Here is a 25,564-nt window from a genome sequence, read left to right as displayed (position 1 = left end):
TTCTCGACGGCTTCATGGCGGATTACGACCTTGCGATCATCGGTGGCGGGCTGAACGGTGTCAGCCTCGCGCGCGATGCCGCCGGCCGCGGCCTGCAGGTCATCCTGTTGGAGCAGGGCGATCTGGGCGGCGCGGCATCGTCGGCAACGCCGCGGCTGATCCACGGCGATCTGTCGGTCCTGGAACGGCGCGGCTTCCGACGGGTGCGCCGGGCGCTCGCCGAGCGCCGGACCTGGCTCCGGATCGCGCCGCATCTGGTCCGGCCGATGCGCTTCGTAATCCCGGCGCATTCCGATGAGCGTCCGCCATGGCTGCTGCGCGCCGGCCTGTTCCTCTACGACAGCCTTACCAGCCGGAGCGGCCTGCCGGGAGCAACCACGCTCGACATCACGCATCATCCGGTCGGCAACGCGCTGAAACGACCGTTCGGCACGGCCTTCGAATATTCGGACTGCGTCGTCGACGATTCCCGCCTGGTGGTGCTCACGGCCCTGGACGCGGCCGAGCGCGGCGCTGCGATCCGGACCGGGGCACGCTGCGTGCGTGCCGATCGAACCGACACATGGCGACTCGCGGTGGTGGATCGCGGTCATCGCCGCACGATCACGGCCCGGGCGCTGGCCAACGCCACCGGCGGCTGGACCTCGATGGTCGCGGAGACCGTGCTGCGGCAGCCGCAACCCGCCATGGCGGCGATGCAGATGAGCCAGATCGTCGTCCCACGGCTGTTTGATTCCGATAACGTCTACGTTTTCCAGAACAGCGATGGCCGGCTGATCTTCGCTAGCCCCTTCGAGCGCGACTTCACGCTGATCGGCACGATCACGCACGATTTCATCGGCGATCCCGCGATCGTCGCGATGCCGGGGGCCGACGTCGGCTATCTCTGCGAAGCGGCCCGTCGCTATTTCCGCGAGCAGGTCGCCCCGACCGACGTGGTGCGCGTGGTCTCCGGCGTCAACCTGACGCTGGCGTCCGCGCGCCGGCGTGACGGCACGACGCTGTTCCACGCGCGGCGGCGCAAGGCGCCGCTGATCACGATGTTCGGCGGCGACGTCACCACCTCGCGCCTGCGCGCGGAGCGGGCAGTGACGAAGTTGACGCCGTTCTATCCGATGTCGCCGCCCTGGACCGCAGGCGAGGCGCTGCCGGGCGGAGATTTCGCCTGGGATCGTTTCGATACCGAGGTCGATCTCGCGCGTGACCGCTGGCGTTTTCTCTCGGAGCCGCAGACCCAGCGCCTGGTGGCGGCTTATGGTTCGCGCCTATCAGCGGTGCTCGGCGGAGCGAAAAGCCGTGACGATCTCGGCCCGGCTTTCGGCTCTGAGCTGACCGGGGCCGAGGTACGCTATCTCATGACCCACGAATGGGCGCGCTTTCCCGAGGACATCCTGTGGCGCCGCTCCAAGCTCGGCCTGACGATGCCCGCGGCGGACCGCGATGCGCTGGCGGCGTTCATGGCGAACCTGAACTAATCAGAGCCGCGCGTGCCGGGCATCCTGCCGGGATCGCGAGCACCATGGCGGATGGCGTGGATGATGATCTCCTGGCTCCGAATCTCGTAGAAAACGAGAAAACGGGTAGGGCGTTGTGGTTAGCCTCCGGATATCCGGATCGTCAGTTCGCAGGCCGATCTCAGGATGCGCCAGCAGCAGGCCGACCACGTCCTGAATGCGCTTTTGGACACGTGCTGCTCCCCGCGGTGACGTCGCTGAGATGTAGGTTAGAATCGAATCGAGATCGGTCAGCGCCGGAAGCGTATAGCGGATCTTCACAGGCCGTGTTTGGCCCAGGTCGCGCGGACTTGAGCCTCGGTTGCGAATTCGCCTCGCTTTGCAGCCTCCTTGGACGCGGCAATCGCCGACCGCTCGTCATCCGAGAGGATGACGGGGGCGGCCCCTTCCGCGCCGGCGAGCTGCATCACAATTCGGGCGATGTTATCCTGCGCGTCCGCCGGCAGACTGCGCGCGATTTTCAGGGCTTGATCCAGCAGCTTTGTCATCTCTGTAACCTTACGCCATTTGGGGGCTAGCATGAAGACCAATTCGGGCCGATCCGCCCCGACCCGGTTGAGGTAGGGGTGATCGGCCGCTAGCGTGCGGCGGAATCGGGGTTGGCGGAGACCATGACTGACAAGTTGCCCAGAACGAATGCCACGGCCAAGGCGGCCCGCGGGGACGCGCACCCGGCGGCCGGCGAGCCGCTGCTGCGCATCGAGGGCGTTGCCAAGACATTCGGGACGTTCCGCGCCGTGGACGGCGTGTCGCTCGACATCAAGGCCGGCGAGTTTTTCGCGCTGCTCGGACCCAGCGGCTGCGGCAAGACCACGCTGCTGCGCATGCTCGCCGGCTTCGAGGCCCCGGACGAAGGGCGCATCCTGCTCGGCGGCAAGGACATCGCACAGGCGCTGCCGCATGAGCGGTCGATCAACATGATGTTCCAGAACTACGCGCTGTTTCCGCATCTCGCGGTGCGCGACAACATCGCCTTCGGCCTGAAGCGCGCCGGCATGGCGCGCGGCGAGATCGCCACGCGTGTGGCGGAGATGGTCGCGCTGGTGAAGCTCGAAGGGCTGGAGAAGCGCAAGCCCGATCAGCTCTCGGGCGGCCAGCGCCAGCGCGTGGCGTTGGCGCGTGCACTGGCGCGACGCCCGCAGCTCCTCCTGCTCGACGAGCCGCTCGCGGCGCTCGACAAGAAGCTGCGCGAAAACACGCAAGGCGAGCTGATGGAGCTTCAGCGTCGGCTCGGCATGACCTTCATCATCGTCACCCACGATCAGGAGGAGGCGATGACGATGGCGAGCCGGATCGGCGTGATGAGGGACGGCAAGCTCGCGCAGGTCGCGAGTCCCCGCGAGCTCTACGAGGCTCCGCACTCGCGCTGGATCGCGGAGTTCGTCGGCGACGTCAATCTGTTCGACGGTGAGTTCAAGCTGCGCGACGGTCATCGACTGGTGATCGCCACGCAAGGTGCGGGCACGCTGGTGGTCGCCGAGCCGCGGGAACGGGTGGGCGAGAGCCATTTGTCGGTGGCCATTCGCCCCGAGAAGGTGAAGCTGTCCCGCCGCGGCCCGGTGGGCGAGATCGGCCATGCGGTGGCGATCAACAGTCTGGACGGCGTGATCGCCGACATCTGCTATCTCGGCGGCACCACCACTTACAAGGTGAAGCTCGACGCCGGTGGGATGATGCAGGCTGCAGTCGCCAACAGCGCGCGCCTGGACATCGATGCCTACAGCCTGAACCAGCATGTCGTCGCCTGGTTCACGCCCGACGACTGTGTGGTGCTGCCGTCATGAGCGCGCGCCGCATTTTTGCGCGACCGGCTCGCCTTGCCGCCATCATGCCCTATGTCTGGATGGTGCTGTTCTTCCTGGTGCCGTTCGGCTTCGTGCTGAAGATCAGCCTGTCGCAGACGGCGATCGCGCAGCCGCCTTACGAGCCGGTGTTCGACCTGACGCAGGGATGGGAGGCGCTGAAGGCCGCCTTTGCCGCGCTGTCTGTCGACAATTTCAGGCTGCTCGCCTCCGACGACATCTACATGTGCGCCTATGTGCGTAGCCTCACCGTCGCCGTCACCGCGACCGCGCTGTTGCTCCTGATCGGCTATCCCATCGCCTACGGGATGGCGCGGTTGCCGACGCGCTGGCAGGCGGTGGCGATGGTGCTGGTGATCGTGCCGTTCTGGACCTCGTTCCTGATCCGGATCTATGCCTGGATCAACATCCTCCAGCATGACGGCCTGCTCAACCAGATCCTGCTGGCGCTGCATCTGGTCAGCCAGCCGGTGGTATGGCTCTCCACCGACAGCGCGATGTATATCGGCATCGTCTATTCCTACCTGCCCTTCATGATCCTGCCGCTCTACGCCACGCTCGCCAAGATGGAGCCGGTGCTGGAGGAGGCCGCCTCCGATCTCGGCGCGCCGCCCTGGCAGGTGTTCTGGCTCGTCACCTTCCCACTGTCGCTCCCTGGCGTCGGTGCCGGCGTGCTGCTGTGCTTCATCCCCATCGTCGGCGAGTTCGTCATCCCTGATCTCTTGGCCGGCTCCAATTCGCTGATGATCGGCCAGACGTTGTGGCTCGAATTCTTTACCAACAAGGACTGGCCGGTCGCCTCCGCCGCAGCCATCGTGCTGCTGGTGGTGCTGCTGGCGCCGCTGCTGCTGTACGAACGGTTCCAGAAGCGGCAGCTGGAACAGGCGCGGTGAGATGATGCGCAAGATCTCCCGCCTGTCCCGTTTCAACATCGCCTCGCTCGCACTGGGTCTGGCGTTCCTCTATCTGCCGATTCTCATCCTCGTCATCTATTCCTTCAACGCCTCGCGGCTGGTGACGGTGTGGGGCGGCTGGTCGCTGCGCTGGTATCAGGAGCTCTTCAACGACCGCGCCATGATCGAGGCGGCCTGGATGAGCCTGCGGGTCGCGGTCTCCTCGGCGACCATTGCGACCCTGCTCGGCACGCTCGCGGCTGTGGCGCTGTCGCGCGGCGAGCGTTTTCGCGGCCGCACGCTGTTTTCCGGCATGCTCTATGCGCCGCTGGTGATGCCGGAGGTGATCGCCGGGTTGTCGCTGCTGCTGCTGTTCGTGGCGCTGAACGCCGAGCGTGGCTTCTGGACCGTGACGATCGCGCACACCACGCTGACGATGTGCTTCGTTGCCGTCGTCGTGCAGTCCCGCCTCGGCTCACTTGATCGCTCGCTGGAAGAGGCCGCCATGGATCTCGGCTGCGATCCCGTCCGCGCTTTTCTGGCGGTGACGTTGCCGCTGATCGCCCCCGCGATCGTCGCCGGCTGGATGCTGGCCTTTACGCTATCGCTGGACGATCTCGTGATCGCGAGCTTCACCACCGGCCCGGGCTCGGCGACCCTGCCGATCCGGATCTACTCGGAGGTGAGGCTGGGGGTGAAGCCCGAGATCAATGCCATCTGCACGCTGGTGATCGCCCTGATCGCGGTGGTCATCGTCATCGCCTCGCTCGCCTCGAAACTGTCGAGCTCGCAGGGCGAGAGCGCGGCGCCATTGTAGTCTCATAGGAGAGTGACGATGAACCGCGCGGAAAAATGGCGTCAACTTGAGGAGGCTCTGACAAATCTGGTTGGGTCGATATCATCTCAACTCTCTCGCCGAGGCCGTGAGTTACTGACTGAGTTTATCGAGAATCGAGAATTTGGCGTCGCGCTGGAATGGCTGCACTCGTCAATCATAGGAAATGATCTCCGGCCCTCTTCGGGCCAGCAACTTGAAATTCAGTGATTGGCGGCAACGATGAATATCGACCTGTCGTAGTCGCTGGCTACGACAGGTATTCGGGTTGATGATCGCGCGGGATCGAGATTACGACTTCACCGCACCCGCCGTGAGCCCGCCCACCATGTAGCGGCGGAAGGCGTAGTAGATCGCGGCCGGCGGCAGCGCGTAGATGAAGCCGGTCGTCATCAACAGCTCCCACGGCGAGTCGTCGGCGGCGAGGAAGTTGCCGAGCGCGACGGGGAGGGTGATCTCGCGGTCGTTCGAGAGCAGCAGGAACGCGTAGAGGTATTCGTTCCAGGCGAGCAGTACCGCATAGGTGCCGATCGCGACCAGCGAGGGCATCATCAGCGGCAAATAGACCAGGCGGAATATCTGGAGGGTGGTCGCGCCGTCCATCACGGCGGCCTCGTCCAACTCGACCGGCAGCTTGTCGGAGGCCTGCTTGAGCACCCAGATCGCGTAAGGGCTGGCGATCGTCACCATGGCCAGGATCAGCGACCAATGATTGTTGAGCAGGCCGTAATTGCCCATGGTGCGGTACATCGGCACGGCGAGGAAGGCCGCCGGGATGAAGTAGGTGAACAGCGCGAGGTTCATCACGATGCGTCCGCCGGGCACGCGCAGGCGCGAGATCGAGAACGCCGCCGCGGTCGCGATGACCAGTGTCAGCACGCCGACGGCCGCCGCGATCACCAGCGAATTCCAGAACTGCACGTAGAAGTCGCGCAGGAAGTAATGCTGCTGCTTGAACACGATTTCGAAGTTGTGCAGCGTCGGATGATCCGGCCACAGTTTGCCCGAGAACGCGTCCTCCTTCGGCGAGATCGCGAACAGGAACATGTGATAGATCGGTATCATCGTCCACAGGAAGACGGGAATGCCGATCAGGAGCAGCCGCGATTCGGTCGCGACATCGCGTAGAGAGGGAAGCTTCATCGCGACAACCGTTTCATCATGAAATACATCAGCGGGAGGACGAACGGTACCGCGCAGACGATGGAGGCCATCGCGAGCGAGAGCTGGTCGAGCCGGAGATAGCGGATGCCGAGCGTCGACAACACGTGCGTGAGGTCGGCCGGACCGCCGCCGGTGAGCAGATAGACGCTGTTGAAGTCGCCGAGCGTCCAGATCATCGAGAGCAGCGTGCAGGTGATGTAGAGCGTCTGCAGCGACGGCCAGGTGATGTAACGGAATTTCTGCCACCAGCTTGCGCCGTCGACCTCTGCGGCCTCGAACAGATCTTGCGCGATCGCAAGGCGTCCGGTCATCAGAATCAGCGTCCAGAACGGCAGCGACTTCCAGATGTGGACGCCGATCGCCATGGTCAGCGCCACGGTCGGGTCGTTCAGCCAGTTCGGGCCGTCATCGCCAGTCAAGGAGAAGATGAAGTGGTTCACCATGCCCCATTCGGGGTTGAACATGAAGCGCACCGACAGAATGGTCGGGATCGACGGCACTGCCCAGGGCAGGATGAAGATCACCGAGAGCCATTTGATCCAGGTGCGCTGCTGCGCGAAGAAGCCGGACAGGAACAGCGCGATCAGCATCTTGATGTTGATGCCGATGAGCAGGAAGATCAGCGTGTTGACGGCTGCGCGCGCGAAGATCGGGTCGTTGTAGAGCGCGACATAATTGGACGGGGCCCGCGCCAGCCATAGCCCGTAACCGACGGGGTAGACGACGAAGGCGAGGAAAACGAGCAAATAGGGTGCGAGCAGCACGATGCCCCAGATTTGCGCCGGGGTCAGCCGCGACGACAAGGGCGGTGCGGGGATCGACTGATCGCCAGAGAGCGTAATCGCCATTCTTTTCGGACTCTTCAAAGAGTTGCCGGCCGCGAAACGCGGCCGGTGTTGTTCTTATACCTTCCCACGCAGAGCGGGGAGAGGGGTGGGATGAATTAACCCGCGACCTGCTTGATGCGGACGATCAGCTCGTCGACGGCCTTGTCGACCGGCACCTTCTCGCTGACCACCCGGTTCATAGCCTTGGCCCAGACGTTCTCGTTGTTCAGAATCGTGAACTTCCAGTTCTTGGTGAAGTCGAACGGCGCGGTGCCGCCCGTGAACTGGGCATAGACCGCCCTGCGGTGCTTGTCGGCCTGCCAGAACGGGCTGGCCTGGCTTTCCTTCGTCACCGGGAACCAGCGGCCGAGCGCGCCCTCGATATAGGGGCGAACGTTCTCTTCCTGGAGCAGGAAGCTGATGAACTGCTTGGCCTCGGCCTTGTTCTTGGCCGCGGTGAAGACCAGCCCGGTCTTGACGTCGGAGCGGTAGCGAATGGTTGAACCATCCGGTGCCTTGGGGAAGGACGCCGTCACGATGTCCTGCTCGTAAGCCTTCTTGCCGGCGTCGCGCTGGTCCTGCGTGAGAGCCTGGTTCTGGGAATCTTCGTACCATTTCGCCGCGATCGAGATCGTGAAGTTGTGGGTCATCACGATGGTCTTGTTGTGGAAGGCGACGTTGTTGTCCGGATCCTTCCAGGTCGTGGAGGACGGCGGCGTGCAACCTTTGATGTAGGTGTCGGTGTAGTCCTTAAGCGCCTTGATCAGGTTCTCGCGAACCTTGGGATCGTCGACCGTGAGCTTGCCGTCGTCGTCGACCAGCTTGACGTGGTAGGCGTCCATGAAGGTGTAGAACGACTGAAAGGCATCGGTGGATTCCACGCCCATCGGCTGGCCGACGCCATAGATGCGCTGGCCGGTGGCTTTACGGATCCCCGGTTGCACCTTGTCGCACCAGAACGTCCAGTAACCTGCCCAGTCGGTCGGGATGTCGGCGAGTTTGAAGCCGGCCTTCTCCAGCATGTCGTTCCAGATCTCGACATGCATGCTCTGCTGCTTCAGCGGGAAGCCGTAATAGGCTTTCTTCTTGGTGACGTCGTTATAGAGGATCGACGCATCCAGCGTGTTCTGCACGAACCGGCCCTTGATCGGCTCCATCACATCCGTGAGATCCTCGAGCTTGCCCTCATAGGCCCACTTGCCCTGCGCCTGCACGTCATAGGAATCGGAATAAGCGACATCGGGCACGGTGCCGGCATCGAGCGCGGCGACCGTCTTCGGAATCATGTCCTGGATCGCGTACTGCGACAATTCGACCTTGATGCCAGTCTTGGCTTCGAACTTCTTGATCGTTTCGAGCAGCGCGTCGTCTTCGGAACGGTAGAAGCCCTTGCCCCACCAGACCGTAATCGTCTTCTGCTGCGCAAATGCGGGTGCAGCGGCTGCAAGCAGCCCGGCCGCAGCGACCGCCAATGATACTGCGCCAATAACCTTGGATTTCACGTTTATCTCCCTCAAACGGCCGGTGTTTTTAACCGGTCGTATAAAACACTAGCCCATGGCCGTCAGCCGATCTAGCGGCATCTTGTCAGACATAGGTCGTGGGTGTCGGGCGAGAGAAGATGCTTAATGTGCGCATCAATCCAATCGCCGCATCAATTCGCCCTGATCAATTCGCGCCGATCGGCTGGAGCCGCTTGATCGCTGTTCCTAGTTGGACTTCGCGCCTTGCTTGGCGTTCTCCGCCGTCGGCGATTCGGCCGGTGCGGAACGTTTTCCGCTGCCGGTGATGCGCTCGATCGCGGAGCGCACCGCGTCGCCCGGCTTGCGGTCCTTGAGCAAGTCGAGCAGCGGCGCTGAAGCCGGCGAGCGACGGATCAGGCTTTCCGGATCGGGGAAGACCAGGGGATCGTCCCACGGGCCCTGCACCACGAAGGGCAATTCGAAGCCCGACGCGCTATTGAGGCTGGCCACGCCCTTCATGTCATATTCACGCGTCGGCACCGAGGCGGTGCCGGTCATCGTGATCTTCGCCGCAGGTCCTTCGACGCGGATGTCCTCGGCGGTGGCGACGCCGTCGGAGAACTTCACCGCGATGGTGAGATTGTCGTAAGGGGTGGTGCCGTTGCGGAAATTGCCGCCGCCGGACAGCGGCCGGCGCTCCAGCCGCTTCAGGAGCTGCTCGGCATTGAAGCCCGAGATCGCGCCGTCATGTCCGGTCACGGTGGCGCTGCCGTCGAGCGACTGCACGAGGCCGAACGGGCTCGAGCCGGAAGCGAGGAGCGAGACGTTGATGTTGCCGCGGCCGGACAGCTTGGTGATGCCGAACAGCTCGGAGGCGCAGGCCTGGAGGTCGACGTCGGTGAACTGGAATTGCGCCTTGATGTCGGCGACGGTGTCGGAGCGCGCGATGCCGAACGAGCCCTTGGCGATACCGCCATAGACCTGGGCCTCGCCGACCGAGAGCGCCAGCGTGCCATTGCGCAGATTCGCGCCGATCGCGGTGCGGCCGAGTTTCGACGCGCCGACCGTCAGCTTGGCTGCCGACAGGCGCATGTCGAGGTCGGTGGTCGACAGGGCGTTGAGATCGAACAGCTGCCTGTTCCAGTCGCGCGCGCCGCTCGCGAGCAGGCGGAAGGTCGAGATATAAGGTGTGAAGTCGAGCGCGTCGGCGGCGAGCGTCGCCTGCAGCGTCTGCCGGCCGTTATTGGCGTAGGTCATTACGCCCTCGGCGCTGTTGCCGTCGAGCTCGATATTGACGTTGGTGAGCGCGATCGAGGCGCCGACGACATTGGCGCGCGCCTTCAGCGCGAAGCGGCCGAAGCCGCCGCTGGCAGGCTGCGGCTGGCCGGTCCAGCGCAGCGCGTTGCGCAAGGACGGGCTGTCGATGGTGAGCGTGCCCTCCATCATCGGGCTGGTGCGGTTGGCGACGCTGCCGTCGAAGGCGAGCTTGAGCGGGGCGCTCGCGATCCGCGCCTTCAACCCCGAACGGTCGCCGGAAAGGGCGGCGACGAAATCGGCGAAGCTGATCGAGCCGTCGACGCGCTCGCCGCGCCAGTCGAATTGTCCGGTCGCGGCGAAGGAGCGCGAGATCGAGGGCCACGCCAGCGACAGGTCGATGTCCTCGAACTTTTCGATGCCGTGCGTGGCAGCGTTCTCGTAATTGAGCACGCCGTCCTGGATCCGGATTTCGGAGAACGACACCTGATTCTCGGCGCCGGGCTTCATGGTGCGCGCGATGGTCTGGATGAAGGGCGTCCAGTTGCTTTCGCCGTCCGGCTTCAGGCTGACATGGATGCGCGGCCGCAGCAGCGTCAGGTCGGCGATCTCGAACCGTTGCAGCAGCAGCGGCAGCAGCCGCAGGTTCGCGGTGAGCACGTCGACATGGAGCGCGGGATCGCTGGTGCCGCCGCCCTTCAGGCCGACGTCATGGAAGGAGATGTAGCTCGCCGGCAGCACCGAAATGTCGATCGCGCCGTTGACGCTGAGCTCGAGCCCGGTGACAACGCGGATCTGCGCTTCCACCGCCTTACGCAGCGCGTCGCGGTTGATGAGCCAGGAAGTCGCGATCAGGGCGATCAGCGCGCCGCCGAGCAGCGCCGCGATCGGCGTCCCGAGGCGCTTTATTCCTTGGGCCATGGTCAATGGCATGTCCCGATCGGGTTGGTCGTTGGAGCCAGAAGGGCGGGCCGGTAAACCTGCGTGCCCACACCCAACCCCCGCAACTTGATGGGTTTTCTTGTCGCTTTCAAGGCCGCGGACGGTTCTGCCCACGGCGTGGGCAAGCTTCTACCACCAGGCTACCGGGCGGAGAACCCCGTATCATTGACGGCTTCGGACGATTTCGCCTAATAATCGCCGCCAATAAGGCGCGACGCCTGCAAGCCGAAGGTTCACTCGAAGGTTATTTGCATGAACAAGGTCTATCCCGACGCCAGGTCGGCTCTCGAGGGCGTTCTGAAAGACGGCATGATGATCATGTCGGGCGGCTTCGGCCTCTGCGGCATTGCCGAGACGCTGTCGGACGCGATCCGCGAGTCCGGCGTCAAGGGCCTGACGGTCGTCTCCAACAATGCCGGCGTCGACGGCATCGGGCTTAGCCGCCTGCTGGAAACACGCCAGATCAAGAAGATGATCTCGTCCTATGTCGGCGAGAACAAGCTGTTCGCCCAGCAATTCCTCGCCGGTGAGCTGGAACTCGAATTCAACCCGCAGGGCACGCTGGCCGAGCGCATCCGCGCGGGCGGCGCCGGCATTCCGGCCTTCTACACCAAGACCGGCGTCGGCACGCTGATCGCCGAAGGCAAGGAAGTGAAGGAATTCGACGGACAGAAATACCTGATGGAGCGCGGCTTGTTCGCCGACCTCGCCATCGTCCACGCCTGGAAGGGCGACACCGCCGGCAACCTCATCTACCGCAAAACCGCGCGCAACTTTAACCCGATGATGGCAACCGCCGCCAAAGTCACGGTGGCCGAGGTCGAGCATCTGGTTCCGGCCGGCGAACTCAATCCCGACCACATCCACACGCCCGGTCTTTTCGTAAAGCGCATCGTCGAGGTCGGAACGGCCAAGAAGCGCATCGAATTCCGCAACACCCGCCCGCGCACCGCCGCTTAAGCGTATCAGGAGATACACATGGCCTGGACCCGTGAACAGATGGCTGCGCGCGCCGCGAAGGAATTGCGTGACGGCTATTACGTCAATCTCGGCATCGGCATCCCGACGCTGGTCTCGAACTACATCCCGGATGGCGTCGATGTCAGCCTGCAGAGCGAGAACGGCATGCTCGGCATGGGACCGTTCCCGTACGAGGGCGAAGAGGACGCCGATCTCATCAACGCCGGCAAGCAGACCGTGAGCGAGCTGCCCTCGACCTCGTATTTCTCGAGTGCTGATTCCTTCGGCATGATCCGCGGCGGCCACATGGACCTGTCGATCCTCGGCGCCATGCAGGTGGCCCAGAACGGCGATCTCGCCAACTGGATGATCCCCGGCAAGATGGTCAAGGGCATGGGCGGCGCGATGGATCTCGTCGCCGGCGTCAAGCGCGTCGTCGTGGTGATGGAGCATTCGGCCAAGGACGGCTCGAAGCTTCTGAAGCAGTGCAATCTGCCGCTGACCGGCGAGCGCGTGGTCGACATGGTGGTGACTGATCTGGCCGTCTTCACCATCGACAAGCATGGCAACGGCGGCATGGCGTTGATCGAGCTCGCCGACGGCGTCTCGCTCGACGAGGTCAAGGCCAAGACCGAAGCCGAATTCCGCGTCGCGCTGAAGAACACGTAAGATCTTGGCAAAAGGGGGCGCGCATGACGATAAGGTCTGCGCGTCCTGAAGACGCCGATTTTATCGCACAAACCATCCTGTCATCGCAGCGCGGCTGCCGGCCGCGCGGCTGGTTCGACGTTGCGCTCGGCTGGCCTGAAACACAGTGCCGCGATTTCATCGCCCGCGTCGCAACCGCCCGCGCGGCGTCGATGTGGCACGTCTCGCAATTTCTGGTCGCCGAGATCGACGGGCAGCCGGGCGCCGCGCTCTGCGCCGTGCCTGCGGTGGGCACGGGACCCGCGGCGTGGCGTGCGATCGAGGAGGTCGGTGCTGCGACCGGGCTCCCCGCTTCGGACCTGGACGCCATCCGCCAACGCGGCGCCTACACGCGGGCCTGCTGGGTTCAGGGCGGCGAGGGCGATTGGATGATCGAGTATGTCGCGACCGATCCCGCCTATCGCCGCCGCGGCGTGGTGCAGGCGTTGATCGCGCATGCGCTGGAGAAGGGCCGTGCGGCTGGATTTGCCCGGGCGACAATCTCGTTCCTGATCGGCAACGAGGCCGCCGAGCGCGCCTACGCCAAGGCCGGATTTGTCTTTGCGGAAGAGAAGCGCGATCCCGCCTTCGAGGCGATCATCGGCGCGCCGGGCTTTCGCATGTTCGTGCGGACGATGTGATCGGCCTTGAAATTCAGGCTGCGGCCGCCGCCGGTGGCCGAACGCCTTTGCGCCATGCGGTGATGGTGCAGCCGAAGCGGCCGCGGAACCAGCGGGCCATGGCGCTCTGTGCGGAGAAGCCGAGCTGCACGGCGATGTTGGCCAGCGGCCGGTCAGGGTCGTCGATCAGCTGGACCACGAGATCGGCGCGCTGCGTGTCGTGAATGGCCGAGAAGCTGGTGCCGGCTTCGGCGAGGTGGCGGTGGATGGTGCGGCGGGTGCAGGCGAGGTGCTCGGCCACGCGCTCGACCGTGCAGTCGCCGCTGGCGAGCAGGAGACGCACGACCTCGTCGACCTTTTCCTCCCAGCTTGCCGGCCGCGTTTCGATCGCCTCGATCCGCTTGCGCAGATAGCTCGCGATCAGCGGATGCGCGCTCGGGATCCGGCGCTCCATATCGTGTGCCGACAACAGGATCGAATCGTCCTCTGCATTGAAAGTCACACGGCAGCCGTAGAACTCGCGGTAGCGTTTGCGGTCGCGCGGTGGCGGATAATGCAGGTGCACTTCCTGCGGCCGCCAATCGCTTCCGAACAATGACTGGACGATGCGGTGAACGCTGCCGAGCGCCATGTCGATCGACTGGCGCGGCGCGGTCGGTTGCCGGCCGCGCAGATGCAGCGTGACGGTCACGGTCTGCTTGTTGCGGGTGACGTCGAGCTTCATGCCGTCGTGATGGATGGGGATGAAGCGGGAGAAGGCTTCGATGGCCTCGCCGACGGTCGCCTGTTCGCGCACGATCAGGCCGACCGCGCCGAAATTGGTCAGCCCGCCGCGCTCGGCGAGCCGCAAGCCGAAATCTTCGGCCCCGGAAGCTTCTGCCGACAATTCGAGCAGGCGGCGGAGACCGGTGACGGCAATGGGCGTGTCGGGCTTTTCGAGGCAGGCCAGCGGCAGCCTAACCTTGCGCATCATCTGTTTGGGGTCGAGCCCGACCGACCGGGCGACCTCCGGGTAATAGCTCAAGCCTGCGCTGCGAATGAGGTCGGTCATGCGACCCGTTCCAGTCAGCCATTCCCGCAGATGTCCCGAAATGTAAAGTTTCTGTCCCGATCCGTCAAATCCGGAAACAGGGTGGAACATACATAAGTGAAACCGAAGCACTGGCGCGGATGCCGTGCTCACGACGCGGGGCGCTATGAGGCCCTCGGCCGTCTCGGATCATTTGAGCAAGACATTATTGGATCGGGATCATGCCGGGAAACATGCTTTCCAAGGGTGAGGTATTCGTCATCGACACCGACGCCGCCTCCCGAGAACAACTTTCCACCGCGCTCCAACACAGCGCCTATGACGTGATCTGCTTCGCCGACGGTGCGTCTCTGCTGTCGGAAGCCAAGGCGCGGATGCCGGCTTGCGTGCTGCTGGAAATGCCACCCGATCGCTCCGGCCTGGACGTGCTCAAGCGCCTGCGTGAGGAAAACTGCATGGCGCCGGTGCTGGTGACTGCGGCTAATGGCAGCATCGCCATGGCGGTTGACGCCATCAAGAGCGGCGCGGCCGATTTTATCGAAAAACCGTTCCGCACCCACGATATCGTCGACCGGATCGATGCCGCCATCGACGAATTCGCACAGCCCGGCTCTCACCGACAGCGCTGGCTGCCCGGCTGCGAACCCCTGGCCGGCCGTGAAGGCGACGTGCTCGAACATCTCGCCGCCGGCCTCACCAACAAGGAGATCGCCCGACGCATGCATTTGAGCGCACGGACGGTCGAGGGCTATCGCGCCGGCATCCTGAAAAAGGCCGGAGCCAAGAACGTCACCGATCTGCTCCGCCGCATCTTCGGCCAGGGTTCGCCCACCCAAGTCTAAAGTCTCAAGTCAAAAGCTTCGCCGCGGGACGCCACGTTCCGCGGCCTTGGTGCCGCCGCGGCCGCGCCCCACGGAAACCCCAATCGAACCAGTTCCTTCCCTGCCGCGTCTCATCACATGGCGCGGCATCTTTTCGCGCGTCCGGCTGCGGCGCGGCGATATCGGCAGGGAGGAAATTTATGCGCATCATCGCAAAATATCTGGCGACGACGAGTCTGGTGCTGGTGACCAGTGCGGCCGCGTTGCCGTCATGGGCCGCAGACGTCGACGCCACATCGGCGATCGACACCGTCACCGTCTATCCCGATGGCGCCACCGTCACCCGTATCATCGCGCTGGACGTTGCCTCCGGCGACAGCACGCTGGTCGCCAAGGATTTTCCGCTCTCGCTCGATCCGTCCTCCCTCCGCGTCGAAGGCGAGGCGGGCGCAAAACTCACCATCGGCACGATCGATGCGCGGCCGCCGCGTGCGGCGCCGCCGGTCAACCTGTCCGAACTCGACAAGCGCATCGAAACGCTCAAGGACGAGCGCTCCGATTTGCAAGGAGCAATCGATGCGGCGGTTGCGCGGCGCAAATTCGCGCAGCGGTTTGCCGAAGCGTCCCCCGCCGGGCTCGGTGAAAAGGGCGAAGCGCGCCCGATCACCGAATGGCGGGCGGCGTTTGGCGCGGTCGGTGAGGAGATCGCGACCGCCGACACCGCGATCCGAGATGCCACGCGGAAACAGCGCGAGATCGATCGCCAGATCGCGCAACTCGAAGCCGAGCGCTCGGCCAAACCGCCGAGCAAGCTCGAGGTGCGCATTGACGTCGCCTCGGCGGCCGCGACCAAGGCAACGCTGCGTGTGACCTATGCCGTGCGCAACGCGCGCTGGCTGCCGCTCTACGACGCCCGGCTCGATACCGGCGCCAAGGACCGCAAGCCGCAACTCGAACTGGTCCGCCGCGCCGAGGTCACGCAATCGACCGGCGAGGATTGGTCGAACGTGACGCTTGGCGTCTCCACGGTTCGCCTCGGTCGTGGCGGCAGCGCGCCGGAGCTGAACTCGCTGGTCGCGCAGTATTTGCAAGTGCCGAAGCCGCGCGCGTTGGGTTCAGTCTCCGATACGGCAATGCCTGCGGCGGCACCGATGCAGCGAAAGGTGGAAGCCCCCGCCTACGCTGGCAGATCCAGGGAAGATCTTGCGGAACGCGCCGAAGAACAGCAGGCCGTTGCCGAAATCGGCGATTTCCAGGCCACCTTCAGGATTCCCGGCCGCGTCAGCCTCGGCGCCGCCGAGGGCGCCAAGAGCCTGCGCGTCGCTTCGATGAACGTGCCCGCCGATCTCATGGTGCGCGCGGCACCGGTGATGGACCCGACCGCCTTCCTCGAAGCGAGCTTCAAGCAGACTGATGACGCGACACTGCTGCCGGGCAAGGTCGCGATCTATCGCGACGGCGTCTTCGTCGGCCGCGGCAAGCTCTCGGCCTCCGCCAAAGACGACATCGTGCGGCTCGGCTTCGGCGCCGACGACAAGATCAAGGTCGAGCGCGCCGTGCTCAAGCGCAACGAAGGTTCGGCCGGTCTCCTGGTGACAACGTCGAAGACCGACGAGCGCGCATTCAAAACCACCGTCCGCAACGGCCACGACTTCCCGATCAGGGTTGCGATCGAGGATCAGCTGCCGGTCAGCGAGAACGAGGACATCGTGGTGGAGATGCTGCCGGCGACCACGCCGCCGACCGCAAGCAATATCCGCGACCGGCGCGGCGTGCTGGAATGGTCGTTCGACGCCAAACCCGCCGAGGTCAAGGACATCAACTTCGTCTGGCGCATCCGCTGGCCAAAGGACAAGAGCATGGTGATCGTGCCGGCTGGCTAGAGTCCGGCCACTGGCGGCGCCGCGCGCATCGACAGGTCACGTCCAGCCGGTTCGGTTTCGAGAGAGCCGAGCCCTGCTTCGCCTTCAGGAAATCCGCGACGTCGAGCAGCATGAACTCGTCGTCGTCGGCCTTGTTGGGATCGCGGCTGGACGAGAACGGCAGATTGTTATGCGTCTCCTGTTAGCGGATGCCGTCTTATGCAGATCGCGTGTTGCAGTTTTGTGAAACCGGGCCCAACGCCGCCGCCGCGGTTACTCCTTCACCGCGCCGGTCAGTGACGACACGTAATAATCCACGAACAGCGAGTAGAAGATCGCGACCGGCAGCGAGCCGAGCAGCGATCCCGCCATCAACGCCCCCCACTGGTAGACGTCGCCGGTGACGAGTTCGGTCAGGATCGCGACCGGCACGGTCTTGTTGGCGCCGCTCTGGATGAAGGCGAGCGCGTAGATGAACTCGTTCCAGGACAGCGTGAAGGAGAAGATGCCGGCCGAGATCAGGCCGGGTACCGCCAGTGGCAGCGTGATCCGGCGCAGGATCTGCAGCCGCGTGGCGCCGTCCACCAGCGCGCATTCCTCGAGCTCGTAGGGGATCGACTTGAAATAGCCGATCAGCAGCCAGGTGCAGAACGGCACCAGAAAGGTCGGATAGACCAGGATCAGGGCAAGCGGGCTGTCGAACAGGCCGAACTGCACGACCACGGTTGCGAGAGGAATGAACAGGATCGACGGCGGCACGAGATAGGCGAGATAGATGCCGAGACCGACATAGGCGCTGCCGCGGAAGCGCAGGCGTTCGATTGCATAGGCGGCAAGCGTGCTCGCGATCAGCGACAGCGTGGTCGAGCCGATCGCGACCAGCATTGTCGTCCACAGCCAGCGTGGATAGGCGGTGTCGAACAAGAGATGCTTGATATGGGCAAGCGTCGGCGAGGAGATCCAGAACGGATTGTGCTCCTTGTAGTTCATCAGTTCGGCGTTCGGCTTGAACGACGTGATCGCCATCCAGTAGAACGGAAACAGCAGGATCAGCACGAAGCAGCCGAGCGGCAGGTAGATCATCATCAGCCGCCGCAGCCCGGAATCCCAGGCCATGGTGTCGGGCGCGGCCTTCGCGTCGGCGGTGGCCGGTTGAGCGACAATATCAGTCATTGTTCTCTCCCTGCTGCCATTTGCGGCGCGCCAGGCCGAAATATGAGAACAGCGTCGCGAACACCAGGAACGGGATCATCGACACCGCGATCGCCGCACCTTCACCGAGTTCGCCGCCGGCAATGCCGCGCTGGAAGGCCAGCGTTGCCAGCAAATGGGTCGAGTTGCCGGGGCCGCCACGGGTGATGGCATAGACGAGCTGGAAGTCGGTGAAGGTGAAGATGATGGAGAAAGTCATGACGATGGCGAGGATCGGCATCATCATCGGGAAGGTGATATAGCGGAAGCGCTGCCAGGCGGTGGCGCCATCGAGCATCGCCGCTTCGTAGAGCGAGGGCGAGATGGTCTGCAGGCCAGCCAGCAGCGAGATCGCGACGAAGGGGATGCCGCGCCAGATGTTGGCGGCGATCAGCGAGAAGCGCGCCGGCCAGGGCGAGCCGAGGAAGTCGATATTGGTCGTGCGCCAATGCAGCACGTCGACCAGGAGGTAGGAGATGATCGAGAACTGCGGATCGTAGATCCACCAGAACGCCAGCGCCGACAGCACCGTCGGCACGATCCAGGGCATCAGGATGATCGCACGCAACAGGCTCTTGAGCGGAAAATGGTTGTTGAGCAGCAGCGCGAGCCAGAAGCCGAGCGCGAACTTCCCGAACGTTGCGATCGCCGTGTACACCACGCTGTAGAACACCGCGTTCCACCACAGGGAATCGGTGAGCAGATACTGGAAGTTCTCCAGGCCGACGTAGACGCCTTTTCTGCCGATCGTTGTGTCGGTGAAGGCGAGCCAGATGCCGAGGCCCAGCGGATAGGTCAGGAACACCGCGAGCAGCCCGATCGCGGGTGCGAGGCACATCACGATCAGGAACGGCTTGTAGTCGAACAGGCGTACCAGCCAGGATGGCTGCCGCTGTGCGAGTACGGGGGAGGAGAGGGTGGTCACGGACATCGGTCAGGCGTCCTGTTCTAGGCTGTCACCACATCCATCATTGCGAGCGAAGCGAAGCAATCCAGTCTGTCTCCGCAGTTACAGTCTGGATTGCTCAGTCGCTTCGCTCTCGCAATGACGGTCGCTTTATCGTCGGGCGTTATTTCTGGCGCCGGAAGTACCGCTTGCTGCGCTGCTCGGCTTCCGCGGCCGCGGCTTCCGGCGTGGCAGCGCCGGTCGCTACGGACGCGAACATCTGAATCAGCACGTAGTCGGCGCTGACGGCACCCGTCGCCGTCGAGATCGGGCCGGCGTAGCCGTCATAATAGGTGCTGTTCATTGTGTCCTTGAACAGCTTCACCTTGGGATCCTGCGCCCACACGCCGGCCTCGCCATAGGCGGCGAGCGGCTGGGACCAGTAACCGGAGTTGGCGTTGAGCCAAGGCTCGTACTGGTCCTTTTCCAGCATGTATTGCAGGAAGGCCTTTGCGGCGTTGGGGTACTGGCTGTGCTTGAACACCATGGCGTTCAGGGTCAGGCCCGCCATCGGAGAGACCTTGGCCAAGCCCTTCGGCAGCAACTGATGCTCGCTGTCGTCGGCGATCGCCTTGGTCGCGGGATCGTTCTTCAGCGAGAAATACAGCGAGACGCCGTTGGCGGTCAGCGCGATCTCCTGCGCGGCGTAGGCGCGGTTGTTGCTGACGTCATTCCATGAGGTCGTGCCGGCGATGAAGGTCGGGTAGAGCTGCTTGACCCAGTTCAGTGCGGCGATCGTCTCCTTGCTGTTGATGACGACGTTGCCTTCTTCGTCGAGCAGGGCCGCGTTGTGCGACCACAGCGCCCAGCTCGCGAAGCCGTTGCCGTCGCCCTTGGCATTGCCGAGCGCGAAGCCTGCCGGCTTGCCGGCCTTCTGGAGCTTCCGGCACAGGTCGAGGATCCCGGCATGGTCTTCCGGCACCTTGTCGAAGCCCACCGATTGCAGGATCGATTTGCGGTAGATCAGAGGCCCCGCGGTGGCGCCAAACGGCAGCCCGATCCAGGTGGGGCTCTTGTTCTTCTTGCCGTAGCGCTGCGCCAGCGGCAGCCAGCCGCCGTAGCGCTTGCCGAGATAGTCGGCGACGTCGGTCAGCTCGACCAGCTTGTCAACATAGATGTGCGGTGCGTCGGAGAAGCCGATGATGATGTCGGGACCGGCGCCGGAATTCGAGGTCACCGCAGTCTGCTGGTTGATGTCTTCCCAGCCGACGAAATCGACCTTGACCTCGACACCCGTCTCCTTGGTGAATTTTGCCGCATTGGCGCGGAACACGTCTTCGTCGGCCTGGACGAAGCGTACCGGTCGCAGCATGCGCAGGGTTGCGCCTTTCTCGATCGGCAGTTTCGGTGCGGGGAGGTCGGCGGCCTTGATCGCGGATTGGGCGTTCGCCGGAGCACCGGTTGCCGCGATCGCGGCAGCGGACAGGCCCAGCGCCAAGGCATCACGACGTGTGATGTCGTTCCTCATCGATTTCTCCCTATATGTTTCCCTTCCCGGCGTTAATCGCCGGTGAAGGGTCTTTTCGGTTTCCGGCGCGCCTGGCGGCCGGCCGCCTAGCTGTTCGGACCGCGGTCCATGCTGACAGGCTGCCAGCGGCGGAGCGCGGTGTCTTGCAGCACCGACGGATTGACGCAGCTTACCGGCCACATGCCCTGAAGCACCAGTGACAATTCGTAGCCCACCCGGCGCTTGCGCGCCTCGTCGAACCGTGCCGAGGCCGAGGCGACATGGGCGGTCAGGGTCACGTTCTCCATTCCGAGCAGCGGATTGTTGTGCGAGGGCGGTTCCTTCTCCAGCACGTCGAGGCCGGCATGGGCAATCCAGCCCTCCTGGAGCGCCTTGATCAGGCTTTCCTCGTCCACGGTGGCGCCGCGGCCGGTGTTGATGAAGATCGAGCCCTTCTTCATCTGCCGGAAGTGCTTCTCGGTGAGCATATGATGCACCTCCGGCCGGGCGGGGGCATGCATCGAGACGAAATCGGATTGCGACAACACCTCGTTCAGCGTTGCCGGGATCACGCCGTGGTCGGACATCAGCGTTTCCTGGATGAACGGATCGTAGGCTATCATGCGGAGGCCGAACGGCGCCGCGCGCTTCGCAACCGCACGCGCGACGCGGCCGAACGAGACGAAGCCGAGCGTCTGGCCCATCAGCCGCGGAATCTTCGACAGCGCCGGCCGGCCCTCGGCCCAGCGGCCGCTGCGCACCATCCGGTCCTGCTCGACCAGCCGGCGGAAGCCGGCGAGCAGCAGCATCATGGCATGGTCGGCGACCTCCTCGATGAAGGTGTCGGGGATGTTGGTGACGGGAATGCCGCGCGCCGTCGCGGCCTTGATGTCGACGCTGTCGACGCCGACGGAGCCGAGCGTGATGACCTTGCAGGTCTCCAGCGCGTCGATGATGGTCTTGGTGATCGGGATGCCTTTGGCGTAGATGGCGTCGGCGGTCTTCGCGGCGGCGATGAACCCGGCCTCGTCGGCAGGAGCCTCGACGATCTCGGCATCGATCGGATCGAGCGCCTCGCGCTCGTAGGAATAATCGCTGCTCGCGACGGTGAAGCTCGCGCCTTTCGGCGTCACCACCCTGTATTTCGGCATGTCCTGCTCCCGATTTGGTTTCTTGTTGGGACCCGGCCTTCGCGCGGGCCTTCGCGCCTTTTACGCGAAATCGGGCAGGTCGCGTACAATTCCCAGTTGTCGTTGAGGTGATTTATACGACCGGTTCGACGCCTTCTCCGGGCTTCTACGGGGCGTCCCGTAACAGGTTGCTAAGGGGTCCCCACTAAAACTTGATTTAATTTCGACCGACTCACTCGCGCGTCCTTATCCCTTTGTTGCCGGAGCCTCCCGTGAAATTGAGCAATCTGAAGATCGCCCCCAAGCTCGGCATTCTTGTCGGCGTCACCTTGTTTGGCCTGTGTATTTCCGGGGTTCTTGCCGGCTATCTGATGAAGCGCGAGATGGTGAATGCGCGCATCGACCAGGCCAAGGCCATCGTCGAGATGGGTCGCAACTATGCGATTACGCTGAAGAAGCGCATCGACGCCGGCGAGCTGACGAAGGACGCCGCGATGACGGAGCTTCGGCGCTATGGCAACGCGATGACCTACGACAAGGGCGCCGGCTATCTGTTCGGCACCTCCTATGATGGCATCACGCAGCTCGCGCCCGATCCCAAGCAGATCGGTATCGATCGCATGGACGTTGAAACCAACGGCCGCAAGCTGAACCGCGAATTGATGGCAGGCGTGAAGGCCAACGGCGACACGATGCTGTATTATGAATATGTGAAGCCCGGTCAGGACACGCTGATCCGCAAGATCGGCTATGCGATGGCAGTCCCCGGTCTCGACATGTTCATCGGCACGGGCGCCTATCTCGACGATATCGACGCCAAGATGGGCCCGGTCTACTGGCTGCTTGGCTTCGCCATGCTCGGCATCATGATCGTCGCCGGCAGCGTTGCCTGGCTGATCGGCCGCAGCATCAGCCGTCCGCTCGCGCTGCTCGGTACCCGCATGAAGGATCTCGCCGACGGCAAGCTCGAGGGCGACATCCCCGGTGTCGGCCGCAGCGATGAGGTCGGCGCGATGGCTTCGACCGTCCAGATATTCAAGGACAACGCCGTTCGCATTCGCGGTCTGGAAAGGACCGAAGCGGATGCCAAGGATCGCTCCGCGGCGGAACGTCGCAGCACGATGGAGGGTATTGCCAGCGACTTCGAACGCAGCGTCAACGGCATCGTCCGCTCGGTCTCCTCGGCCGCGACGGGCATGCAAGCCACGGCGCAGTCGATGACCGCGACCGCCAGCGACGCCTCTACGCGTGCGGCGACTGTCGGCGCGGCCTCACAGAGAGCGTCGGGCAATGTCGGCACGGTTGCTGCGGCCGCGGAAGAGCTGTCGAGCTCGGTTGCGGAAATCTCCCGCCAGGTGACGCGCTCGACCGAGGTGGCGAGCCGCGCCGTCAATGACGCCGAGCGCACCAACGCCACGGTGCAGGGGCTCTCCACCGGCGCCGAGAAGATCGGCGAGGTGGTCAAGCTGATCCACTCGATCGCCGCGCAGACCAATTTGCTCGCCCTCAACGCCACCATCGAGGCGGCCCGTGCAGGCGAATCCGGTCGTGGCTTCGCCGTCGTCGCCTCCGAGGTCAAGGCGCTTGCCAACCAGACCGCGAAGGCGACCGAGGAAATCTCCGCCCAGGTTGCGGCAATGCAGACCTCGACCAGCGATGCGGTCGCAGCCATCGGCGGTATCACTCAGACCATCGCCGAGATGAGCGAGATCACCGCGGGCATTTCCGCGTCGATCGAGCAGCAGGGCGAGGCCACCCGCGAGATCGCCCGCAACATCCAGTCGGTCGCGGCCGGCTCGAGCGAGATCAACACCCATATCGGCAGCGTCGCCTCGGCCGCGGAAGCCACCGGTACGGCCGCCTCCGACGTGCTCACCAACGCCCGCGAGCTGGACAACCAGTCCGGCGCGCTGCGCAGCGCGGTGGATGGCTTCCTCGCCAAGGTGCGCGCGGCGTAAGACAGGTTCTCGTACCCCGGACGCAGCGCAGCGCTTCTTCAGCGGTGCGCTGCAGAGCCGGGGCCCATGCCTGTCGCATTCTGGGTCCCGGCTCTGCGTCGCACCGCGTCGCGCTGCGCCGCGTCCGGGACACGAGACCGTCCTACTGCTTCTCGATCCCCGCTTCCCGGATCAGCTTCTCCCACAACACCAGCTGTTCGTTGACGAACGTGCCGAGCTGCTCTGGCGTGCCCGAAAATGCGTCCATGCCGAGGGTGGCGAGCTGGGTCTTGATTTCCGGCTTCTCGACGATCTTCCGGATCTCGGCGTTGAGCCGCGTCACGATGTCCTTGGGCATACCGGCGGGACCGAAATAGCCCTGCCACGACGAGATGTCGAAGTCCGGCACGCCCGCCTCCTGCATCGAGGGCAGGGTCGGCACCAGCGATGAGCGATCCTTCGTCGTCACGGCGAGCGCACGTAGCGCGTTGCCCTGGACGTGGGGCAGGCCGGTCAGGATATCCACGAACATCATCGAGACGCGGCCGCCCATGACGTCGTTGAGCGCCGGCGGCGAGCTCTTGTAGGGCACGTGCAGGAGGTCGAGCCCGGCATTGTGCGCAAAGGTCGCGCCTGACACGATCGCCGAGGACGAGCCCGAGGCGTAGCTCAGCTTGCCGGGATTGGCCTTGCCGTAGGCGACCAGCTCGCCGACGGTCTTGGCCGGTACTTCCGGGTGGATCACCAGCATGAAGGGCAGGTCCCCGGTGCGCGCGATCGGGGTGAAGTCCTTGACCGGATCGTAGGTCAGGCTTTTGAGCAGATAGGGATTGGCCGAATGCGTGGTGTTGGTGGTCACCAGCAGCGTGTAGCCGTCGGGGGCGGCGCGCGCGACATAGGTCGCGGCGATCATGCCGTTGGCGCCCGCCTTGTTCTCGATGACGATGCCGACGCCGAGCGCCTGCGACAAATGCTGCGAGATCAGCCGCGTCGTGGTGTCGGTGCCGCTGCCGGCAGCAAACGGCAGCACCAGCGTGATGTTGCGGCTCGGATAATTGTCGGCCTGCGCAGCGGATGCGGCGGCGAGACAAAGAGCGGCGGTGCCGACGGCACGCAGGTTTCGGATCAACGCTGAAAGCATGTCTGGTCGTTCCCTCTTTTTTCGTTGGCGGGGAACCTAGCGTCTCCTCGTTGAAATCGGAAGGCGCGAGTTTGTCGCCTTGTCTCCGCACCGCGGAATTACTTCACCGCAGAGCCCTGGCGCGAGGCGATCACGACGCCGGCGAGCACCAGCAGGTAGCCGATCAAATGGAAAGGCTGGAGCTTTTCGCCGAGCAGCAGGATCGCCATCGCTGAGCCGAACACCGGCACCAGATGGAAGAACGGCGCGGCGCGGTTCGGGCCGATCAACGCCACGCCGCGGTTGAAGAAGAGATAGGCCAGCGTCGAGGGAAAGATCAGGATGTAACCCAGCGTCGCCAGCGTCACCGTGTCGAATTGCATGACATGGCCGCTCCAGGCCTCCCAGATCGCGGTCGGCAGCAGCATCGTCGCGCCGCAGCAGGTGGTGAAGGAGAGAAACGAGAGCTGGTGGATCTTCGGTCGCCGCGGAATGAAGGCGGAGTAGATCCCGAACGCGACCAGCGAGGAGGCGAACATGATGTCACCCCGGTTGAAGCTGATGCTTGCGAGCGCCGCGAAATCGCCGTGCAGGATGATGACGAGCACGCCGAGCAGCGAGATCGCGATGCCGGCGAGCTGCGCACCCGTCAGCCGGACGCCGAACAGCACCAGCGACCATAGCGCCACGAACAGCGGTCCGGCCGACTGGATCAGCAGCGCGTTCAGCGCTTCCGTGTATTGCATCGCCCAGTACGAAATCGCGTTGTTGAAGGCAAAGCCCACCAGCGACAGGAACAGCATCAGCGGCAGGCTTTTGCGCAAATTCGGCCAATCGCGCTTCAGATGCGGCCAGGCGAACGGCAACAGGATCAGGAACACGCCGAACCAGCGGATCGTGGTCACCGTCAGCGGCGGCACATGCGCGCCGACATGGCGCGCGAGCACGATGTTGCCGGCCCAGAACAGTGAGCTCAGGCTGAGCAGCAGATAAGGCTGGTTGTTGAGCCAACTGGCCGGATTGGGGGGCTTTGGCGCGGGCGAAGCGATCGTCATTGGCGTTGGATACAAGCTTGCGCCGGATTTGCGTCGTGACACAAGTCACGTCGCCGCAATGCTA

Annotated in this window: 24 protein-coding genes; 11 read left to right on the top strand and 13 right to left on the bottom strand. The window is 64.1% G+C overall.

The annotated features are described in order from the left end of the window. The first annotated feature begins 14 nt into the window (after positions 1-14). Positions 15-1,475, top strand: coding sequence for a glycerol-3-phosphate dehydrogenase (locus ABIB06_RS04880; protein WP_354045085.1), 1,461 nt, complete (start codon positions 15-17; stop codon positions 1,473-1,475). Here the strand turns inward: ABIB06_RS04880 and ABIB06_RS04875 are convergent, their stop codons facing one another. Next, positions 1,476-1,775 carry a type II toxin-antitoxin system RelE/ParE family toxin gene (locus ABIB06_RS04875; RefSeq protein WP_354044964.1) on the bottom strand — a complete coding sequence of 100 codons (300 nt, stop codon included), beginning with the start codon at positions 1,773-1,775 and terminating at the stop codon, positions 1,476-1,478. Beyond that, positions 1,772-2,002 carry a hypothetical protein gene (locus ABIB06_RS04870; RefSeq protein ID WP_247343162.1) on the bottom strand — a complete coding sequence of 77 codons (231 nt, stop codon included), beginning with the start codon at positions 2,000-2,002 and terminating at the stop codon, positions 1,772-1,774. Before ABIB06_RS04870 ends, ABIB06_RS04875 begins: the two co-directional genes overlap by 4 nt. Before the next feature lie 123 nt (positions 2,003-2,125). On the opposite strand from ABIB06_RS04870, the gene ABIB06_RS04865 reads away from it, so the two are divergent. Genes ABIB06_RS04865 through ABIB06_RS04850 form a run of 4 tightly spaced genes read left to right on the top strand, consistent with a single transcriptional unit; the run spans position 2,126 to position 5,254 of the window. Continuing rightward, positions 2,126-3,298 (top strand): ABC transporter ATP-binding protein, encoded by a 1,173-nt coding sequence (locus ABIB06_RS04865; protein WP_354044966.1) that lies wholly within the window; start codon positions 2,126-2,128, stop codon positions 3,296-3,298. Beyond that, positions 3,295-4,209 (top strand): ABC transporter permease, encoded by a 915-nt coding sequence (locus tag ABIB06_RS04860; RefSeq protein WP_354044967.1) that lies wholly within the window; start codon positions 3,295-3,297, stop codon positions 4,207-4,209. Before ABIB06_RS04865 ends, ABIB06_RS04860 begins: the two co-directional genes overlap by 4 nt. Positions 4,210-4,213: 4 nt before the next feature. Beyond that, a complete protein-coding gene (locus ABIB06_RS04855; protein ID WP_354045087.1) occupies positions 4,214-5,026 on the top strand; it encodes an ABC transporter permease in 813 nt (270 codons plus the stop codon). Positions 5,027-5,044: 18 nt separating this feature from the next. Continuing rightward, complete coding sequence (locus tag ABIB06_RS04850) at positions 5,045-5,254, top strand: hypothetical protein (protein WP_354044968.1); 210 nt, start codon at positions 5,045-5,047, stop codon at positions 5,252-5,254. Positions 5,255-5,335: 81 nt separating this feature from the next. Here the strand turns inward: ABIB06_RS04850 and ABIB06_RS04845 are convergent, their stop codons facing one another. From ABIB06_RS04845 to ABIB06_RS04830, 4 genes are all read right to left on the bottom strand, one after another. Continuing rightward, positions 5,336-6,187: a carbohydrate ABC transporter permease gene (locus ABIB06_RS04845; protein ID WP_247343175.1), complete on the bottom strand. Its 852-nt coding sequence runs from the start codon at positions 6,185-6,187 to the stop codon at positions 5,336-5,338. Further along, positions 6,184-7,056, bottom strand: a complete 873-nt coding sequence (locus ABIB06_RS04840; RefSeq protein WP_354044971.1) for a carbohydrate ABC transporter permease — start codon at positions 7,054-7,056, stop codon at positions 6,184-6,186. The genes ABIB06_RS04845 and ABIB06_RS04840 overlap by 4 nt, the downstream gene beginning before the upstream one ends. Positions 7,057-7,151: 95 nt before the next feature. Further along, positions 7,152-8,537 carry an ABC transporter substrate-binding protein gene (locus tag ABIB06_RS04835; protein WP_247447518.1) on the bottom strand — a complete coding sequence of 462 codons (1,386 nt, stop codon included), beginning with the start codon at positions 8,535-8,537 and terminating at the stop codon, positions 7,152-7,154. 207 nt (positions 8,538-8,744) lie between these two features. After that, entirely contained in the window at positions 8,745-10,673 is a 1,929-nt protein-coding gene (locus tag ABIB06_RS04830; RefSeq protein WP_354044973.1) for an AsmA family protein, read from the bottom strand. A 273-nt stretch (positions 10,674-10,946) separates the two neighbouring features. On the opposite strand from ABIB06_RS04830, the gene ABIB06_RS04825 reads away from it, so the two are divergent. The 3 genes from ABIB06_RS04825 to ABIB06_RS04815 are packed head-to-tail and all read left to right on the top strand — an operon-like array spanning position 10,947 to position 12,982. Next, on the top strand, positions 10,947-11,654 hold the full coding sequence (locus ABIB06_RS04825) for a CoA transferase subunit A (protein ID WP_247447521.1): 708 nt from the start codon (positions 10,947-10,949) through the stop codon (positions 11,652-11,654). Between the two features lie 18 nt (positions 11,655-11,672). Then, a complete protein-coding gene (locus tag ABIB06_RS04820; protein ID WP_247343187.1) occupies positions 11,673-12,323 on the top strand; it encodes a CoA transferase subunit B in 651 nt (216 codons plus the stop codon). A 23-nt stretch (positions 12,324-12,346) separates the two neighbouring features. After that, the gene (locus ABIB06_RS04815) at positions 12,347-12,982 is read left to right on the top strand and encodes a GNAT family N-acetyltransferase (RefSeq protein ID WP_354044975.1); all 636 of its coding nucleotides are present in this window, start codon (positions 12,347-12,349) and stop codon (positions 12,980-12,982) included. A 13-nt stretch (positions 12,983-12,995) separates the two neighbouring features. Here the strand turns inward: ABIB06_RS04815 and ABIB06_RS04810 are convergent, their stop codons facing one another. Continuing rightward, on the bottom strand, positions 12,996-14,012 hold the full coding sequence (locus ABIB06_RS04810) for an AraC family transcriptional regulator (protein ID WP_354044977.1): 1,017 nt from the start codon (positions 14,010-14,012) through the stop codon (positions 12,996-12,998). Between the two features lie 200 nt (positions 14,013-14,212). Here ABIB06_RS04810 and ABIB06_RS04805 point away from each other — a divergent pair, with 200 nt between their 5' ends. Both ABIB06_RS04805 and ABIB06_RS04800 read left to right on the top strand, forming a co-directional pair. Beyond that, positions 14,213-14,833 carry a response regulator transcription factor gene (locus tag ABIB06_RS04805; RefSeq protein WP_247343196.1) on the top strand — a complete coding sequence of 207 codons (621 nt, stop codon included), beginning with the start codon at positions 14,213-14,215 and terminating at the stop codon, positions 14,831-14,833. 179 nt (positions 14,834-15,012) lie between these two features. After that, positions 15,013-16,695, top strand: coding sequence for a mucoidy inhibitor MuiA family protein (locus ABIB06_RS04800; protein WP_247343199.1), 1,683 nt, complete (start codon positions 15,013-15,015; stop codon positions 16,693-16,695). Positions 16,696-16,947: 252 nt separating this feature from the next. Here the strand turns inward: ABIB06_RS04800 and ABIB06_RS04795 are convergent, their stop codons facing one another. The 4 genes from ABIB06_RS04795 to ABIB06_RS04780 form a co-directional block, all read right to left on the bottom strand. Further along, positions 16,948-17,847, bottom strand: coding sequence for a carbohydrate ABC transporter permease (locus tag ABIB06_RS04795; protein WP_456661626.1), 900 nt, complete (start codon positions 17,845-17,847; stop codon positions 16,948-16,950). Next, positions 17,840-18,796 carry a carbohydrate ABC transporter permease gene (locus ABIB06_RS04790; RefSeq protein WP_247343201.1) on the bottom strand — a complete coding sequence of 319 codons (957 nt, stop codon included), beginning with the start codon at positions 18,794-18,796 and terminating at the stop codon, positions 17,840-17,842. The genes ABIB06_RS04795 and ABIB06_RS04790 overlap by 8 nt, the downstream gene beginning before the upstream one ends. Before the next feature lie 139 nt (positions 18,797-18,935). After that, positions 18,936-20,279 carry an ABC transporter substrate-binding protein gene (locus ABIB06_RS04785; RefSeq protein WP_354068594.1) on the bottom strand — a complete coding sequence of 448 codons (1,344 nt, stop codon included), beginning with the start codon at positions 20,277-20,279 and terminating at the stop codon, positions 18,936-18,938. A gap of 86 nt (positions 20,280-20,365) precedes the next feature. After that, a complete protein-coding gene (locus ABIB06_RS04780) occupies positions 20,366-21,409 on the bottom strand; it encodes a C-terminal binding protein (RefSeq protein WP_354044981.1) in 1,044 nt (347 codons plus the stop codon). Between the two features lie 251 nt (positions 21,410-21,660). Here ABIB06_RS04780 and ABIB06_RS04775 point away from each other — a divergent pair, with 251 nt between their 5' ends. Further along, positions 21,661-23,346: a methyl-accepting chemotaxis protein gene (locus ABIB06_RS04775; RefSeq protein ID WP_354068592.1), complete on the top strand. Its 1,686-nt coding sequence runs from the start codon at positions 21,661-21,663 to the stop codon at positions 23,344-23,346. Between the two features lie 142 nt (positions 23,347-23,488). Here ABIB06_RS04775 and ABIB06_RS04770 read toward each other — a convergent pair whose 3' ends face one another. Both ABIB06_RS04770 and ABIB06_RS04765 read right to left on the bottom strand, forming a co-directional pair. Next, on the bottom strand, positions 23,489-24,466 hold the full coding sequence (locus ABIB06_RS04770) for a Bug family tripartite tricarboxylate transporter substrate binding protein (RefSeq protein WP_247447529.1): 978 nt from the start codon (positions 24,464-24,466) through the stop codon (positions 23,489-23,491). A 98-nt stretch (positions 24,467-24,564) separates the two neighbouring features. Beyond that, complete coding sequence (locus tag ABIB06_RS04765) at positions 24,565-25,500, bottom strand: DMT family transporter (RefSeq protein ID WP_247343218.1); 936 nt, start codon at positions 25,498-25,500, stop codon at positions 24,565-24,567. Positions 25,501-25,564 lie beyond the last annotated feature (64 nt).

The organism is Bradyrhizobium sp. LB8.2, from assembly GCF_040548035.1.
Classification (GTDB): Bacteria; Pseudomonadota; Alphaproteobacteria; order Rhizobiales; family Xanthobacteraceae; genus Bradyrhizobium.
The sequence above is the reverse complement of the archived record's forward strand: the minus strand, read 5'-3'. Positions and strand labels throughout refer to the sequence as shown.